At 68.9% G+C, this 15,452-nt stretch carries 15 protein-coding genes; 12 read left to right on the forward strand and 3 right to left on the reverse strand.

Features of this window, described 5'->3' with window-relative positions:
- The first annotated feature begins 23 nt into the window (after positions 1–23).
- Both AB0I81_RS18100 and AB0I81_RS18105 read left to right on the forward strand, forming a co-directional pair.
- Positions 24–1,073 (forward strand): LacI family DNA-binding transcriptional regulator, encoded by a 1,050-nt coding sequence (locus AB0I81_RS18100; protein ID WP_360657695.1) that lies wholly within the window; start codon positions 24–26, stop codon positions 1,071–1,073.
- A 116-nt stretch (positions 1,074–1,189) separates the two neighbouring features.
- Positions 1,190–1,486, forward strand: a complete 297-nt coding sequence (locus tag AB0I81_RS18105) for a hypothetical protein (protein WP_360657698.1) — start codon at positions 1,190–1,192, stop codon at positions 1,484–1,486.
- 97 nt (positions 1,487–1,583) lie between these two features.
- On the opposite strand, the gene AB0I81_RS18110 is transcribed toward AB0I81_RS18105, so the two are convergent.
- Entirely contained in the window at positions 1,584–1,826 is a 243-nt protein-coding gene (locus AB0I81_RS18110) for a DUF4235 domain-containing protein (RefSeq protein ID WP_360657701.1), read from the reverse strand.
- A 618-nt stretch (positions 1,827–2,444) separates the two neighbouring features.
- Between AB0I81_RS18110 and AB0I81_RS18115 the strand changes: the two genes are divergently transcribed.
- Positions 2,445–2,888: a hypothetical protein gene (locus tag AB0I81_RS18115; protein WP_360657704.1), complete on the forward strand. Its 444-nt coding sequence runs from the start codon at positions 2,445–2,447 to the stop codon at positions 2,886–2,888.
- 92 nt (positions 2,889–2,980) lie between these two features.
- On the opposite strand, the gene AB0I81_RS18120 is transcribed toward AB0I81_RS18115, so the two are convergent.
- Together AB0I81_RS18120 and AB0I81_RS18125 are read right to left on the reverse strand one after the other, a co-directional pair.
- Positions 2,981–3,826 carry an RNA methyltransferase gene (locus tag AB0I81_RS18120; RefSeq protein ID WP_360657707.1) on the reverse strand — a complete coding sequence of 282 codons (846 nt, stop codon included), beginning with the start codon at positions 3,824–3,826 and terminating at the stop codon, positions 2,981–2,983.
- A complete protein-coding gene (locus AB0I81_RS18125) occupies positions 3,819–4,637 on the reverse strand; it encodes a DUF4184 family protein (protein WP_360657709.1) in 819 nt (272 codons plus the stop codon). The genes AB0I81_RS18120 and AB0I81_RS18125 overlap by 8 nt, the downstream gene beginning before the upstream one ends.
- 111 nt (positions 4,638–4,748) lie before the next feature.
- Here AB0I81_RS18125 and AB0I81_RS18130 point away from each other — a divergent pair, with 111 nt between their 5' ends.
- From AB0I81_RS18130 to AB0I81_RS18170, 9 genes are all read left to right on the forward strand, one after another.
- Positions 4,749–5,387, forward strand: a complete 639-nt coding sequence (locus AB0I81_RS18130; RefSeq protein WP_360657712.1) for a hypothetical protein — start codon at positions 4,749–4,751, stop codon at positions 5,385–5,387.
- Between the two features lie 225 nt (positions 5,388–5,612).
- Positions 5,613–7,295 carry a substrate-binding domain-containing protein gene (locus AB0I81_RS18135; protein ID WP_360657715.1) on the forward strand — a complete coding sequence of 561 codons (1,683 nt, stop codon included), beginning with the start codon at positions 5,613–5,615 and terminating at the stop codon, positions 7,293–7,295.
- A 113-nt stretch (positions 7,296–7,408) separates the two neighbouring features.
- On the forward strand, positions 7,409–8,986 hold the full coding sequence (locus AB0I81_RS18140; protein WP_360657718.1) for a sigma-70 family RNA polymerase sigma factor: 1,578 nt from the start codon (positions 7,409–7,411) through the stop codon (positions 8,984–8,986).
- 264 nt (positions 8,987–9,250) lie between these two features.
- Positions 9,251–9,625, forward strand: a complete 375-nt coding sequence (locus AB0I81_RS18145; protein ID WP_360657721.1) for a hypothetical protein — start codon at positions 9,251–9,253, stop codon at positions 9,623–9,625.
- 59 nt (positions 9,626–9,684) lie between these two features.
- Positions 9,685–10,752 (forward strand): GNAT family N-acetyltransferase, encoded by a 1,068-nt coding sequence (locus tag AB0I81_RS18150; protein WP_360657724.1) that lies wholly within the window; start codon positions 9,685–9,687, stop codon positions 10,750–10,752.
- A gap of 153 nt (positions 10,753–10,905) precedes the next feature.
- Positions 10,906–11,739 carry a glycosyltransferase family 2 protein gene (locus tag AB0I81_RS18155; RefSeq protein WP_360657727.1) on the forward strand — a complete coding sequence of 278 codons (834 nt, stop codon included), beginning with the start codon at positions 10,906–10,908 and terminating at the stop codon, positions 11,737–11,739.
- A gap of 11 nt (positions 11,740–11,750) precedes the next feature.
- Complete coding sequence (locus tag AB0I81_RS18160) at positions 11,751–12,692, forward strand: glycosyltransferase family 2 protein (RefSeq protein WP_360657730.1); 942 nt, start codon at positions 11,751–11,753, stop codon at positions 12,690–12,692.
- Positions 12,689–13,492 carry a polysaccharide deacetylase family protein gene (locus AB0I81_RS18165; protein ID WP_360657733.1) on the forward strand — a complete coding sequence of 268 codons (804 nt, stop codon included), beginning with the start codon at positions 12,689–12,691 and terminating at the stop codon, positions 13,490–13,492. Before AB0I81_RS18160 ends, AB0I81_RS18165 begins: the two co-directional genes overlap by 4 nt.
- On the forward strand, positions 13,485–14,801 hold the full coding sequence (locus tag AB0I81_RS18170; protein WP_360657735.1) for a hypothetical protein: 1,317 nt from the start codon (positions 13,485–13,487) through the stop codon (positions 14,799–14,801). Before AB0I81_RS18165 ends, AB0I81_RS18170 begins: the two co-directional genes overlap by 8 nt.
- Positions 14,802–15,452: the final 651 nt, after the last annotated feature.

Raw genomic sequence — 15,452 nt, forward strand, 5'->3', positions numbered from 1 at the left:
AGGCTTTTCGATACGGTTGAGCCATGGCCAAGGTCACGCTCCAGACGATCGCCGACCGCCTCGGCGTGTCCCGGGCCACCGTGTCCTACGCCTTCTCCCGCCCCGACCAGCTCAGCGACGGGCTCAGGCAGCGGATACTCGAGGTGGCCGACGAACTCGGCTACGCCGGGCCCAATCCCACCGCGCGTTCGCTCAGGCTCGGCCGGGCGGGCGCGCTCGGCCTGCTGTTCAGCGAGACGCTGGCGTACGCGTTCGCGGACCCGTACGCGATCGGCTTCTTCCAGGGGCTGGCCACCGCGGCCGAGGACGCGGGCGTGGGCCTGCTCATCCTGCCGCTACCGCACGGCGACCAGCGCAGTGACACGGTCAGGGACGCGGTGGTGGACGCCTTCTGCGTGATGTCGCTGCCGGACGGGCATCCGGCGCTGGCGGAGGTGCTGGCCAGGAAGCTGCCCGTCGTGGTGGTGGACGAGCCGTACGTGCCGGGACATCCCTTTCTCGGCATCGACGAGCCCGCGGCGGGCGCGGCGGCGGCGCGGCACGTGCTGGAGCTCGGGCACCGGCGCCTGGGGGTCGCCATGGTCGGGCTGCACGAGGACGGCCACACCGGCTGGGCCGATCAGGAGCGGCAGCGGGGCGCGGCGTTCGAGGCCATGCGGGCGCGGCGCGGCGGCTACCAGACGGCCTGCGAGCAGGCCGGTCTCGACTGGTCCTCGGTGCCGTTCTACGAGGTGGCGCGCAACTCACGCGAGGCGGGACGGCGGGCGGGGCACGCGCTGCTCGGCCGGGAGCCGCGGCCGACCGCGATACTCACCAACACCGACGTGCTGGCGCTCGGCATCCTTGACGCCGCCGCCGACCTGGGGCTGGAGGTGCCCGGACAACTGTCGGTGGTGGGGTTCTCCGACAGCGCGGCCGAGGAGGCGGGGCTCACCACGATCCGGCAGGCCAAGCGGGAGATCGGGGAGACCGCGGGCCGGCTGCTGCTGTCGGGTGGCGCGGCCACGCCGGAGCGGCGGCTGTTCCCGTACGAGCTGATCGTCCGCTCCTCCACCGCCCCGCCACCCCGCTGACCGGGCCGGCGGCGAGCCCGCGGGGGCCACTTTCAGGGGAATCCCCGCGAAATCGGACCCCTTGTTCGTTTCGGTGGGTACGGTGATGCTCTGACCACCTCGACCAAGGACACCTGATGGCGGAATTCTTCGAGGTCCGCACGACGATCGAGGGCCATGAGAAGGCGGCCTCGCTCGCGCACGGCATCCTCCTGGCCGGCCTGGCCACGTCGATCGACATCGCCGAAGTCCCGCACCCGGCTCCCCACTGCGACGGGACCGCCTGGCAGCTCACGCTCATCACGACGGAGCGGCAGGTATCCGAACTGGAGCGGCACATCAGACAGACCGACGCGACCATGCCCATCGACAAGGAGCCGGTCATGCAGGGCTTCGACAGCTACCCCGAGTGGCTCGCGGACGACCAGGCCTGACCAGGACCGGCCAACTCAGGACCCGGGCCGACCAGATCAGGACCCGGCCCGGCCAGATCAGAACCCCGGCCGTAGATCAGAACCCGGGCCGGCCGGATCAGGACCCGCGCCGGAAGGTCTGCGCACCCGCCCGCTGCACCGCCGCCCTGGCGAGGCCGAACACCGCCCCCTGCACGGCCGCGGCCACCAGCACCTCGGCCCAGCCCCGCTCCAGATCCTCGGGGTCCGGCGCCTCGTCCTGATCCGCGACCACCTTCCACACCTGCTTGAACAGCGCGGCCGCCAGAGCACCACTCAGCAGGCTCACCCCGAGCGAGGTGGCCTTCTCCATGGGTTGCATGCCATCTCCTTACACTGACGTGGTGTCTGCCAGTGCCCCGCACCACGCACTTAAACCCCGGATCGCCCTCACCCCCCGAACGCGGCGTGGCCACGACGTCGGGGAAGCCGGCACCCACGCGCCTGCGGTCCCCTCGGTCAATAATGAGCAAGCCCCGGAACTGCCGGAAACCCCGTGTCTGTCGGGGATGACGGGCATGATGGTCAGCTATGCCAGCGCGTCGCTCGCCCAACACCCGGCCGTCATGTGACGAACTTCCGGATGATGCCGTTCTGACCCAATTCGGCAACACACTCAACCCCGGGTTCTGCATCTTCCCCTTCCGAAGTCAGCTTCGGATCGGCGAGAAAGGTCTGTCCCTCACCATCGGTGAGCGAAGCGTCAAAGAGATGGTTGACCTGATGTATCGCGGCCGACGGAGCGCGAGCATGCACGACGGGGTCCGATACACGACGGCCGGCAAACTGCGAGCAGCGGGCTTCCTGATTTGTCCCGGATGGGGGCAAAAGAAACCCCGACCATGTGTCTGTCTGCCTGGACGGAGATACTGATTGGACCGACGATGAGAGTGCGCGCTTAGTGAGTGCTTTGGCCAACCGGTTTGGGGGGAGGACGGCGATGCCTGAGCTGGCACATCTCCAGTTCGGCGCGAAGCCCTGGGAGCCCTCCGAGACCTCCAGGGTCATCGCGGTGTACGACAAGCACGACCGGCCGACATGTGGGCTTATCGAGCAGCAGGGGCACAAGTTCCTCTTCGACTGCATCGAGGGCCACGCTTGGGACATCAACGTCTGGGCTTATATCGAGGTCACCGAAGATCAAATCGCAGAGCTGACGGCAGCCGAAGGGGCAGAGTTCGCCACGACCGTCGACCGGTTCCTCAAGGGCAAGCCGCTGGTAGCGGCCCTCGCCGTGGGCGACCAGTTGGAGATGGCTCACGTCTTGGGACCCGAGGAAACAGGGTCGAACATATACACGAGCATCATGGAAGCAGTGCTCGCGAAGATCGAGCGCGGCACGAACGCGGCCGAAAAGCTGCGCAAAGTCCAGCTTGTCGGCTGATTCCACCCGCCAACACGAAAGGGCCCTCGCCCGGTGCCGAACCGGGCGGGGGCTCTTTCGTCATGCGTGCGACCCGGCTTGGACCTGCGCCGTCAACCACGACCTCGTGACAAGTCCGTCGTGCGCATCAGGCCGTGGCAGGCGATCGCCGCGGCGGCCACGACGTTGAGTGAGTCCACGCCGGCGGACATGGCCTCGGCGCTCATCGGGATGCACACCCGCTGGTCGGCCTCCGTCAGCCAGTGGGAGGACAGGCCGTCGCCCTCAGAGCCGAGCAGCAGCGCCACCCGGTCGCCCGCCTCGACGGTGTCGATGGGGGTGGCGTTCTGGTCGGGGGTCAGGGCGAGGCTGTGGAAGCCGTGCTCCCGCAGCTGCGCCAGGCCCTGGAACCAGTCGTCGAAGCGGGCGTACGGGATGGAGAAGACCGCGCCCATGGAGACCTTGACCGACCGCCGGTAGAGGGGGTCGGCGCAGCGGGGGGACAGGATGATGCCGTCGACGCCGAGTGCGGCGGCGGAGCGGAAGATCGCGCCGACGTTGGAGTGGTCCACGAGGTCTTCCAGGACCAGCAGGCGCCGGGCGCCGTCCCGGTGAACACCGTCCTTCATGAGGGTCTGCGCGGATGGCAGTGGCAGGCGTTCCATCGAGGCCAGTGCGCCCCGGTGGACCGGGAAGCCCGCGATGCCGGAGATGATCTCGTCGCTCACCACGTAGACCGTCGCGCCCGCGAGCACGTCCTCCAGCGCGGTCAGCCAGCGCCGGGTGGTCAGGACCGAGCGGATCGGGTAGCCGGCGCCGATGGCCCGCCTGATCACCTTCTCCCCCTCGGCCAGGAACAGGCCGCGCTCGGCCTCCAGGCTCTTGCGCAGTTCGACGTCCCGCAGCCGGGTGTAGTCGGAAAGGCGCGGGTCGTCCACGTCGGTTACGTACTCAAGCACGACCCGATACTGCCACGCGCCGCCTGACCTGCCAGACCACCGCGTAGCAGAGCAGGACCACGGCCAGGCCGATCACCGTGCCCGCGCCCATCTTGGTGATCACGGCGGCGATGCCGAACTTGGGGTTCGGCTCGCTGATGAAGGGATAGAACAGGGCGCCGAACACCAGGCCGGCGCAGGAGGCCGCCACGACGGTCCTGCGGGTGCGGGCGGAGACGCGCAGCCGCTCGGGTACGGGCGCCGGCTCCATCCCGGACAACCCCCGCCACGCCCACCACACCACCACGGCCAGCCCGACAGCGGAGGAGACGTACTGCAGGAGGCGGAAGAGCTTGATCACCCCGAAGACCGAGATCGACAACCAGGCGCCCCACTCCGCCGGCCCCGTGGAGTGCGTGAAGGAGTCCCACAGGACGTGCGTGGCGGCGCCGAGCACCCCGCCCACGATCATCGGCACCAGGCGCAGCCGGTCGGGCGCGAGGAGGGCGGCGCGGCCCGCGAGCGAGGGCGGCAGCAGGGCGATCAGCGGATCGCGCAGGACGAGGTGGAAGAGCGGCAGCAGGATCAGCACCGCGAGCGGGTCGATCGTGACGACGCCCAGCCAGGAGTGCCAGTCAGTGTAGTCAGGCAGGAACGGCACGGCCGTCAGGAAAACCGGAATATCCGGCACCATGGCGCCCAGCGCCAGCGCCCACGGGTCGACGAATCTGCGAATCCGGTGCGAAGCCGCGATCATCGGAATAACCGCGGCGATATGGCTGGGCGTGAACGGCACGCTATCTCCCCCTTTGTAACGTCCCCTGGCGATCATTATGCGACCGAAGCTTGACCCGACTTTGCCGCCGCACTCTAAGATCACGGACAGTAGCGGGTACCGTACATATCGCTGTCGACGGCCGGATAGCCGGGAGTTCGGGGGTTCATGGTGCCTGATCAGCGGATTCATGAGCATCCGGCCGCGTCGGCAGCATGGTTGCGCGACGCCCGCGCCGCGCGTTCGCTCTCCGTGGCCACGCTGGCCTGGCTGGGCGTGGAAAGCACGCTCGGCCTGGCCGCGGGGCTGGCCGCGCACTCGGTCGCGCTCATCGGCTGGGGGCTGGCGGCGCTCGTGGAGGCGGCGGCCAGCCTGATCGTGGTGTGGCGCTTCACCGGCGCCCGGACCCTGTCACCCAGTGCCGAGATCACCGCGCGGCGGGCGGTCGCGCTGAGCTTCTGGTTGCTGGCCCCCTACCTCGTCATCCACGTCGCGCACGATCTCGACCACGGGCATCGGGCCGTGCCGAGCGTGCTGGGGATCGTGGTGACGTCGTTCAGCCTGGTCAGCATGCCGGTGCTGGGCCTGGTCAAGCGGCGGCTCGGGGCGCGGCTGGCCTCGGCGGCCACCTCGGGCGAAGGCACGCAGAACCTCATCTGCGCGATCATGGCGGCGGGCGTGCTGGCCGGTCTGTGGCTCAACACCCTGGGGTGGTGGTGGGTGGATCCGGCCGTCGCGGTGGCGCTCGCGGCAGTGGCCGTACGCGAGGGAAAGCGGGCCTGGCATGGTGACAATTGTTGCCATTGACCGCAACACTGGGTAATCGTCGCATCAAAAGGGCTGTTTTGCCACACAGACCGCACCGAGTATCGTTCCCGGAGTATTGCGGAGTATCTCCCTCTAGGGTCTCCGGAAATCCTCAAGAACACCAAAGAGGGCATCGTGGGACGACACCGCACAGACGATCTCGACGGCGGATACCGGGCCAACGAACCTTTACCGCGCCGCCGGGCCAGGAACAGTCGTGGCCGGGTGCTCGTACCGCTGGCCGGCGCCGTCGCCCTGGCCGTGCTCCTCGGTGTCGCCGCGTTCGTGGTCTTCAACCGTGACCATGACTGCTCCGGTGGCAAGCTGCCGCTGCGCGTGGTGGCCACCCCCGACATCCAGCCGGCGCTGAACAGGATCGCCGGCAACTACAACAAGGCCATGCACTCGATCGACAACAAGTGCGTCGAGGTGACGGTGGCCAAGGAGGCCGCCGCCAGGACCGCGAACGCGCTGGCGGCGGGCAAGGCCAGTGCCGACTTCTGGGTGGCCGACTCCAGCCTGCTCATGGAGAGCATGCGCGCGGGTCAGGCGGGCCAGACGCTGCCGCAGGTGGGCGGCTCGATCGCGACCTCGCCCGTGGTGCTGGCGGCGGCCAAGTCTTCGGCCTCGAAGCTGGGCGACGCGCTCCAGCCGAGCTGGTCCGCGATGGTCTCGGCGGCGAACGTGGCCAACGTGGACGGCCCCGGCAGGAAGGTGCGGGTGCTCGCCCTCGACCCGCAGAAGAACTCCGCGGGCCTGGCGGCGCTGCTGGCCGCGGCCGGCACGGCCAGGGAGGCGGGCCAGGACAAGGAGCTGGTGGGCGCGCTCAAGGAGCTGTCGGGCCAGCTCGCGACCGACTCCACGGCGCTGCTGGCCAGCCTCACGGTCAAGTCGGGCAGCAGGGTGCCGGTGGGCGTCACCTCCGAGCAGGCCATCTACGCCCACAACACCAAGAAGCCCGAGTCGCCGGTGGTCGCCCTCTATCCCAAAGAGGGCACGCTCAGCCTGGACTACCCCGTCACGGTCCTGACCAAGGACCCGCAGACGCTGAAGGCCGTCGCGGACTTCCAGCAGGACCTGACCAGCGAGTCGGCCACGAAGACGCTGCGTGACGCCGGCTTCCGCGGCACGGACGGCAAGGCCGGCGACGCGCTGTCGGAGGACAAGGGCTTCACCCCCGAGACGCCCGCCGCGCTGGACCCGCCCGACGGCGCGACCGTGACGCGGATGGTACAGACCTGGACCAGGCTGAACCTGGGCACCCGCCTGCTCACCCTGCTCGACGTCTCCGGCACGATGGCGCTGCCCGTGCCCGGCACGGGCATGACCCGCATGCAGGCCATCAACAAGATCGCCACCGAGGGCCTCGCGCTCTTCCCGCCCGGCTCCGACATGGGCCTGTGGTCGTTCTCCACGCACCTGGACGGCGAGGGCAAGGACTGGCGGGAGCTCGTCTCCGTCGGGCCGCTCAGCGAGTCGATCGACGGCGCGCTGCGCAAGGAGGTGCTGGTCAAGACGTTCGCCCAGCTCCAGGCCAAGTCCACGGGCGACACCGGGCTGAACGACACGGTCAAGGCGGCCTACACCGAGCTGACCAAGACCTTCCAGGACGACAAGGTCAACACCCTGCTGATCCTCACCGATGGCGCGGGCAACGACGATCCCGACGGCGGGATGTCCAACGCCGAGCTGCTGCGGTTCCTGAAGAAGACCTACAACCCGAAGCGGCCGCTCACCATCCTGCTCATCGCGTTCGGGCCCGACGCCAAGAAGGGCAAGCAGCAGATGGAGGCCATGGCCAAGGCCACCGGCGGCGAGGCGTACATCGCCGAGAACATCCTTCAGGTCCGCGACTTCTTCCTGCAGGGCATGGAACGCCGCCTCTGCACACCCAACTGCGACGGCTGATATCCACCCAACCCCCATGCCGATTGGGCATGGGGGGCGAACCTGGACAATCGAGGACGCGTCCTCTCCGCGTGGGGCCTTTCGAGTGCCGTCAACCTGCGGGGAGGTAATCCGTGCCTGGATGGCCGACCGTCGATCGCGCCGCCGACCGGGAGCTGGCCGAGGCTCTGCGACGGGCGGACAGCGCCGCCCCCGCCGCGCTCTGCGACTCCTACGTCGAGCGGCTGCACGACTACGCCTACTCGTTGTCCCGCGCGTCCGACCTGGCCGCCGACGCCGTGCACGACGCGCTGGTCACCGCGCGGGGGTGCGCGGCCAGGCTCAGGGACCCGGCCCGGTTACGACCCTGGCTGTACGCGCTGACCAGGTTCCAGGTACGCGCCAGGCTGGCCCGCCGATCCGCCCACTCCGACGAGGCCCACGCCCCAGCGCGCACCCTGCCGCTGCCCGAGCTGGGCGACCACGACGACGTGGAGCTGGCCGCCCTGGTCAGGGACGTGCTGGGCGAGCTGAGCGGCAGCCGGCGCGAGGTGCTGGAGCTGTCGCTGCGCCACGGCCTGACCCCGTCGGAGGTCGGCGCGGTGCTCGGGCTGACCTCCCGGCAGTCGGCCACCAGGCTGAGACTGGCCCGCGACCACCTGGAGAACGCCGCCGCGGCCGTCATCCTGGCCAGGACCGGCCGGGCGCACTGCCCCGGCCTGTCGGCCCTGCTGGACTCCTGGGAAGGGCCGCTGACCCCGCCGCTGCGGCAGCGGCTGTCGGGGCACATCGGCGGCTGCGAGGTGTGCACGGAAGGCAGGCACCGGCGGGTCTCGGCCAGGCGGCTGCTGGACATGGTGCCGATCGCGTACCCGCCCGGCTCGTTGCGCCGCCGGGTGATCGACACGTGTCTCCGGCCCGACCTGGACCAGACCCGCGTGATGATCACCGACCGGGGTGACGACCTCGACCGGTCGGGGTTCCCCGTCCCGGTCGATCAGCATCGGCGCCGGTCGCGGCGGCTGGCGCCGCTCTTACTGGCGGGCGCGTGCCTGATGGCGGCGACGGGCGCGATGGTGGTGATCAACGATGTCGGCGCCTCCGACACCACCACGCTGCGGCCGGTCCCGTCCGCCCAGCGAACGCAGGAGCCGGACCCCATCATCGAAGAGGAGGAGCCGGAGCCGTCCAGGACGCCGAGCCCGAGCCGCACCCCTTCGGCCACGGGCACGCCGGCCGCGCCGCCGGCCGCCGCCCCCCGCAGGAGCCGCAGGCCCGCCGCCGTGCCCGCGCCCACCCGCCGCAGGCCCGTGACCGGCGCCCGGCTGCGGGTCACGTGCCCGCGGGCCGTCATGGACGTGGCGCAGATCGGGCTGAGCGCGCGCAACGCCGCGGTCTCCTGGACGGCGTCGGCCTCGGAGGGGCTGGAGGTCCACCCGGCGAGCGGGTCGATCAGGGCCGGCGGCGCCAGGACCGTCCAGGTGATGGTTCTCGATCCGGACGTCCCCGGCAGCGGCCGGGTCGCTCTCACCTCCAACGGCGGCGCGGCGACCTGCTCGCTGTCCTGGCCGGGAGACGACCTTCCCGAGCCGCCGACCGACGGCCCGGCACCGAGCGAGGAGCCCTCCGGGTCGCCCACCACCGGCGTGGGTCCCTCCATCGGCACGCCGCCGGAGGAGTGGTCGGGCAAAGCGAACGCCAACGCACAGTAGATCCATAAAATATGGCGACATACGGGTATAAATCTCCCCCTGAGTCGAAGATCCACGGTGACATAGGGCATCCTGGTGTGCTTGGGGACCGAATCGGGGCCGGCGACCACTTGACCGTGTGTTGAAGCTCACACAAGAACTTCCGCTTGCTGGTAAACCGGAGGGCGTCGCCAAGCGTCGGCATTGACGTGTCCAGGCGCGGATTGGTCCCATGAACTGCGATCAAACGCGCTTTCAACCAGTAGGAGCAGGAGAAGACAGGAGATGCTCAAGCAGCACCGCAGAGCGATCGCCGCCTGGCTGGTGGGGCTCGCCTGCATCGCCGGGGCGGTCGTCGCGTTGTTCGATATCGACACACCGCTGCGCCCGTTCCTGATCTTCCTGTTCCTTCTGGTGGTTCCAGGGGCGGCAGTGGTGGGACTGTTGCGCGATCGTGACCCCCTTGCCGCACTATCAGTAGGAGCCGCCGCAAGTCTCGTACTGAACGTGCTCCTGGCCGAGGCCATGTTGCTGTTCAACGCGTGGTCGCCCAGAGCAGGTGTCGCGACGGTCGCCGTGCTCGGAGGGTTCATGTACGTGCTGCGACTGCTGTACCGGGGGAAGAACATGCAGACCGAACAGGGGGCCAGGGCAAGGTGAACATCCAGGTAGTTCGGCCGAGAGACCTCGGGGACTCGGAGCGCGCCCGATGGCGGGAGTTGCAGAAGGCCGACCCGAGTCTGGACAACCCGTTCCTGTCGGTCGAGTTCGCCGTGGCGATGGACCGTTTGCGCGACTACGTGAGGGTGGCGGTCATATCGGATGGAAGCGGCATAGCGGGATTCTTCCCGTACGAGCGGCACAGCTTCGGCATCGGCAAACCACTCGGCGGCTTCCTCACCACATGTCACGGTCTGATCTCGGTTCCTGATCTGAAGCTCGACGCGAAGGCTCTGCTGCGTGCCTGCAAGCTCAGCGTCTTCGACTTCGATCACCTCGTGGCGGGGCAGCCGACGTTCGCCCAGTACGAGGCCGACGTCCGGCCCGCGCCCGTGATGGATTTCACCGCCGGCTTCGAGGCGTGGGTCGAGCAGGTCAAGGCCAACTCGCCCAAGAACCTCAAGACCGTGCGCTACAAGGAGCGCAAGCTCGGCAGGGAACACGGCGACCTGCGCCTGGAGTGGTCCTCGCCGGACCCCGAGGTGCTGCGCACGCTGCTCGCCTGGAAGTCCGACCAGTACCAGAGAACTGGCCGGGTGGACAGGTTCGCGCAGCCGTGGATCGTCGAATTGACGGACATGATGCATGCCGAGAACTCATCGGACTTCGCGGGCGTCCTGACCATGCTTTATGCCGGGGACGTGCCGGTGGCGGGGCATTTCGGGCTCCGTACGGCGACCACGCTTGTAGGGTGGTTCCCCGCCTACGACACCGAGTACGCCCGCTATTCGCCGGGTATCGTCCACCATCTCCAGATGGCCGAGGCCGCGGCGAACGCGGGTCTGCACATGGTGGACATGGGCAAGGGCGGCAAGGAGTACAAGGACTGGCTCAAGAGCGGATCCCTGTACGTCGCCGAGGGTCGCGTCTCGCGTCCGTCGGCGTCGGCGGCCGTTCACTGGATGGGCCGAACTCCTTTCAACAAAGCCCGAACAATTGTGATGGATCGACCGTCTCTCTATAAGGCGGCCGACCGTGTCCTGAAGGGCTTCGGTCGGGTGCGCACCTCGATGCAACGTCAGGAGTCACCCAACTCAGTCACTCAGGAACCAACAGGAGCGCGCTGAGCGTTCACCACATACCCCCCGGCATGCACAACACCCTCACTTTTCACACAGGACCCTTCAATGCACGCTTCACCGGCTTCGCCATTCCCGCAGCACCCGGGAACGGCATCCGTCCGGTCCGCAGCGCGGGGTCCCGGAAGGATTTCCCTCGCCATGAGTCCCGAGATCACCAAGCACAACGGCAAGGTTCACTCCGCGCCCCTCCGCTCGATGCCGCCGCCCTCGAGCTTCACCCCGGTGACCCCGCACCTGGCCATCTCACCGACGGTCAGCGTGGTCGTGCCGGCGATGAACGAGGCGGAGAACCTGCCGCACGTCTTTGCCACCATCCCGCAGTGGGTTGACGAGATCGTGCTCGTCGACGGCAACTCCGTCGATGACACGGTGGCCGTGGCCAGGAGGCTGCGACCGAACGTCAAGGTGGTGACGCAGACGGGCAAGGGCAAGGGTGACGCCCTGTCCGCCGGCTTCGCCGCCTGCACGAGTGACATCATCGTGATGATCGACGCCGACGGCTCGACCGACGGCCACGAGATCATCAACTTTGTGGGCGCACTGGTGACCGGTGCCGACTTCGTCAAGGGCTCGCGTTACGCCGCCGGGGGCGGAAGCGACGACCTGACGATCAACAGGCGTCTTGGCAACAAGGTCCTGACCGGCATCGTGAACGTGATGTACCGCACCCAGTACACCGACCTGTGCTATGGCTACAACGCCTTCTGGGCGCGCCACCTTGATGTGCTCGACCTCGACTGCGACGGCTTCGAGGTGGAGACGCTGATGAACGTGCGCGCGGCCAAGGCGGGGTTGAAGGTGCACGAGGTGCCCAGCCACGAGCGCAACCGCATCCACGGCGAAAGCAACCTGCACGTCGTACGGGACGGCTTCCGCGTGCTCAAGACCATCCTGAAGGAGTGGCGTCGCCAGCCCACTCCGCCTCAGCCTGAGCCCGCCGCCACTCCCGCCGCTGACCGAGGCGTCGCGTAAGAAGGAACTTAGTGAACACGTCTGTTGTCATCTGCGTCTACACCGACGAACGGTGGGAGGACATCAGGCAGGCAGTCGAGTCGGTCGAGAACCAGACACGCCCGGCACACGAGCTGATCCTGGTGGTCGACTACAACCCCGACCTGCATCTCAAGCTCAAGCGCGAGTATCCACAGGCCATCGTGGTGGAGAACACGCACGAGCAGGGGTTGTCCGGCGGCAAGAACACCGGCGTGGCCACGGCCAACGGTGAGATCGTCGCCTTTCTCGACGACGACGCGGTCGCCGATCCCGGGTGGCTGGAGGCTTTGGAGGAGGGCTTCCAGGAATCCGGTGTCGTCGGCGTGGGCGGCCGGACCGACCCCCTGTGGGCGTCGGGCCGGCGGCCGAAGTGGTTCCCGTACGAGTTCGACTGGACGGTCGGCTGCTCCTACCGCGGCATGCCCGCGGTACGCGCGCCGATCCGTAACGTCATGGGCGGCAACGCCGCCTTCCTGCGGGACGTCGTGTCCGAGGTGGGGGGATTCCACAGCGGCATCGGGCGCAGCGTGCAGGGCCGCAAGTCGCGTCCGCTGGGATGCGAGGAGACCGAGTTCTGCATCAGGCTGAGCCAGCGCAAGCCCGGCTCGGTCATGTTGTTCGAGCCGGGCGCGGTGATCGGGCACAAGGTGTCGAGACAGCGCGAGCGGTTCGCCTACTTCAGATCCAGGTGCTACGCGGAGGGCCTGTCGAAGGCCCTGGTCACGCGGGAGGTCGGCACCCAGGACGGGCTGTCCAGCGAGCGCGCGCACGCGATGAAGACGCTGCCGCTGGGCGCGCTGCGCGGGCTCGGCGAGGCCGTCCGGGGCGACCTGGGCGGTCTCGGCAGGGCCGGCGCGATCGTGGTCGGGCTGGCCTGGACGACCTGGGGTTACGTCGTGGGTTCCGTACGGCTGAAGGCGGCACGGTCATGATCCGCGTACCGATCCTGATGTACCACTCGGTCACCGACCGGCCGACCGAGGAGACCAAGCCGCACGCGGTACGGCCCTCGGACCTGGAGGAGCAGCTCGCCTACCTGTCGGAGAGCGGTTTCACGCCGCTCACCCTCGGCGACCTGGTGGCCAGGTTCAACAAGAACAACGGGCTGTCACTGCCGGACAAGCCGATCGTGGTGACCTTCGACGACGGCTACGCCGACTTCCACAGCCACGCCCTGCCGCTGCTCGAACGGCACAACTTCCCGGCCACGGTCTTCCTGACCAGCGGCTGGGTCTCCGACGCGGGCAAGGACGCCGCGGGCCGGCCCCTGGACGACATGTTGTCGTGGAGCCAGGCCCGCGAGGCCGCGCAGACCGGCATCGAGATCGGCGGCCACAGCCACAGCCATCCCCAGCTCGACCAGCTCCGCACCGAGGACATGCGGCAGGAGCTGCGCAGGAACAAGGGCCTGCTGGAGGAGAAGATCGGCACGCCGGTCGCCACCATGGCCTACCCGTACGGGTACTCCAGCGCCCGCGTACGCCGTGAGGTGCGCAAGGCCGGCTATTTCGCCGCCTGCGCCGTGAGCAACACGATCGCCGCCGACCGGCACGACATGCTCGCCATCCCCCGGTTGACGGTCGGCAAGAACACGACCATCAACATGTTCAAGCGCGCCGTAGAAGGCAACGCCGTCCCTCTCATCTACATGCGCGAGCGCATCCTCACCAAGGGGTACGCGGTCGTGCGGCGGACGAGGTACGGGTTGCAGCGGGTGCGCGGAAATGTCTAACCTCTGGGCCAAAGTCCTGCGTGACCTGCGTAACCCTCTGTTCCTTCAGGGTTACGCGCTCATGGCGAACACCGTCATCACCGGCGTGCTCGGCATGGGCTACTGGCTGCTGGCCGCGCACTTCTACTCCCCCGAGGAGTTCGGCCGCGGGCAGGCCGTGATCACGGCGATGCGGCTGTTCGCGTCGCTGACCGCGCTGAGCTTCGTCGGCGCGCTGGCCCGCTACCTGCCGATCGGTGGCCGCCGCACGCCCGAGCTCATCCTGCGCGGCTACGGCCTGGCCGCCGCCACGGGCGGGGTCGCGGCGCTCGGCTTCCTGCTGACGCTGCCGCTATGGGGCAAGACCTACTCGGTGCTGGCCGGATTCGGTCCCGGGCTGTTCTTCCTGTTCTCCGTGCTGGTGTGGGCCGTGTTCACGCTGCAGGACGTGGTGCTGACCGGGCTGCGCCGGGCCACGTTCGTACCGCTGAACAACCTGATCTTCGGCCTGGTCAAGATGGGCATGCTGGTGGCGGTGGCGGGGGCGCTGCCGTCGGGCGGCATCTTCGTCTCGTGGGTGATCCCGACCGCGCTGGCGCTCATTCCGATCAACTGGCTGATCTTCGGCGTGATCGTGCCCCGGCACGTCAGGCAGGCCGACCCCACCCAGGAGCCGCCTCGTCTGCGCGAAATTGGAAGGTTCCTTTCTGGGGACTTCCCGGGGACGCTGTCGATGCTGGCGATCGTCTACCTGGTGCCCGTGGTGGTCGCCACGCAGGTGGGCGAGGCCACGTTCGGGCGGTTCTCGATGGCGCACACGCTGGCCAGCATGATCGAACTGCTGGCCATGAACATGGCGGTGTCGCTGACCGTCGAGGGCTCCTTCGACCGCAACGCGCTGGCCATGAACTGCCGCCGGGCGCTGCGCAGAGCCTTCATGATCGTCGTACCGATCGTCACGGTGGCGATACTCGGGGCGCCGCTGATCCTGCGCATCTTCGGCGACGCCTTCGCGGAGGAGGGCACCACACTGCTGCGCCTGATGGCGCTGGCGGTGCTGCCCCGGGTGCTGATCGAGGTGTACCTGAGCGCGCTGCGGGCGACGAGCCAGGCGCGGCTGCTGGCGCTGGTCCAGATCGGGCTCGCGGTGGCGGTGCTGGCGTCGACTCTGACGCTCTTCCCGATCTTCGGGGTGAACGCCGTGGGGTACGGAGTGCTCTTCAGCCAGCTGCTCGTCGCACTTTTGATCTTTGGAAATCTACGTAAAATTCTCAAAATCGGCCAAACTGGTCGGTCGGTTGTCACCCAGGGGTCGTCCGGGGCCGCATGATGGTCAACGTGAGGCAACGGGACGGCGATGGCAGGCCAACGGGGAACACCGGCTCCTCGGGTGTGCATGGGGACAAGGAGGAGTCAAACGTGCCCTTCGATCCGGAAGCTACGGGGGTCATCCCCAAGCTGACGTTCAACTCTCCGCCTTCGGGCGAGGAGTCGTCGAAGCCGGCCGAGGACTCTCCGAAGAGCGCTGCCGGGCCGGACGCCAAACCGTCCGACCCGGAGAGGACCTCTGCCATCCGGCTGCCCGTGTCCGGGCAGCCGCCGGCGGCCGACGAGGCTGCCCAGGCATCGCCCGGCACGGCTCCCGCCAAATCCGGGCCCCGCACCCAGTCACCCAGCGGCCCCCAGGCCCAACCGCCCAGCGGGCCTCAGGCGCAGCCGGCCAGCGGACCGCAGACCCCGCCGCCCGGCGGACCCAAGTCTCAGCCGGGACCGCGAGCCCAGCCGCCCAGTGGGCCCCAGCCCGCGCCCGGCACGAGCCCCGGCCCCGCGTCCGGCACCGGCGCCAAGTCCGGCGCGTCCGGTCGCGTGGACCCCTACGGTCGCGGACCGGCCGCCACCGGACCCGCCGCCGGCACGCAGCCCATGGGCACGCAGCCCACCGCCGCACCTGACACCGGTGGCCCCGGCACAGCGGGCCCCT

This window comes from Nonomuraea sp. NPDC050404, assembly GCF_040655495.1.
Lineage (GTDB): Bacteria > Actinomycetota > Actinomycetes > Streptosporangiales > Streptosporangiaceae > Nonomuraea.

What these genes read in the sequence shown, in the direction of transcription:
- AB0I81_RS18100 (WP_360657695.1), top strand. Translation starts at nt 24, where the DNA reads ATGGCCAAGGTCACGCTCCAGACGATCGCCGACCGCCTCGGCGTGTCC.
- AB0I81_RS18105 (WP_360657698.1), top strand. Translation starts at nt 1,190, where the DNA reads ATGGCGGAATTCTTCGAGGTCCGCACGACGATCGAGGGCCATGAGAAG.
- AB0I81_RS18110 (WP_360657701.1), bottom strand. Translation starts at nt 1,826, where the DNA reads ATGCAACCCATGGAGAAGGCCACCTCGCTCGGGGTGAGCCTGCTGAGT.
- AB0I81_RS18115 (WP_360657704.1), top strand. Translation starts at nt 2,445, where the DNA reads ATGCCTGAGCTGGCACATCTCCAGTTCGGCGCGAAGCCCTGGGAGCCC.
- AB0I81_RS18125 (WP_360657709.1), bottom strand. Translation starts at nt 4,637, where the DNA reads ATGATCGCCAGGGGACGTTACAAAGGGGGAGATAGCGTGCCGTTCACG.
- AB0I81_RS18130 (WP_360657712.1), top strand. Translation starts at nt 4,749, where the DNA reads ATGGTGCCTGATCAGCGGATTCATGAGCATCCGGCCGCGTCGGCAGCA.
- AB0I81_RS18145 (WP_360657721.1), top strand. Translation starts at nt 9,251, where the DNA reads ATGCTCAAGCAGCACCGCAGAGCGATCGCCGCCTGGCTGGTGGGGCTC.
- AB0I81_RS18155 (WP_360657727.1), top strand. Translation starts at nt 10,906, where the DNA reads ATGAGTCCCGAGATCACCAAGCACAACGGCAAGGTTCACTCCGCGCCC.
- AB0I81_RS18165 (WP_360657733.1), top strand. Translation starts at nt 12,689, where the DNA reads ATGATCCGCGTACCGATCCTGATGTACCACTCGGTCACCGACCGGCCG.
- AB0I81_RS18170 (WP_360657735.1), top strand. Translation starts at nt 13,485, where the DNA reads ATGTCTAACCTCTGGGCCAAAGTCCTGCGTGACCTGCGTAACCCTCTG.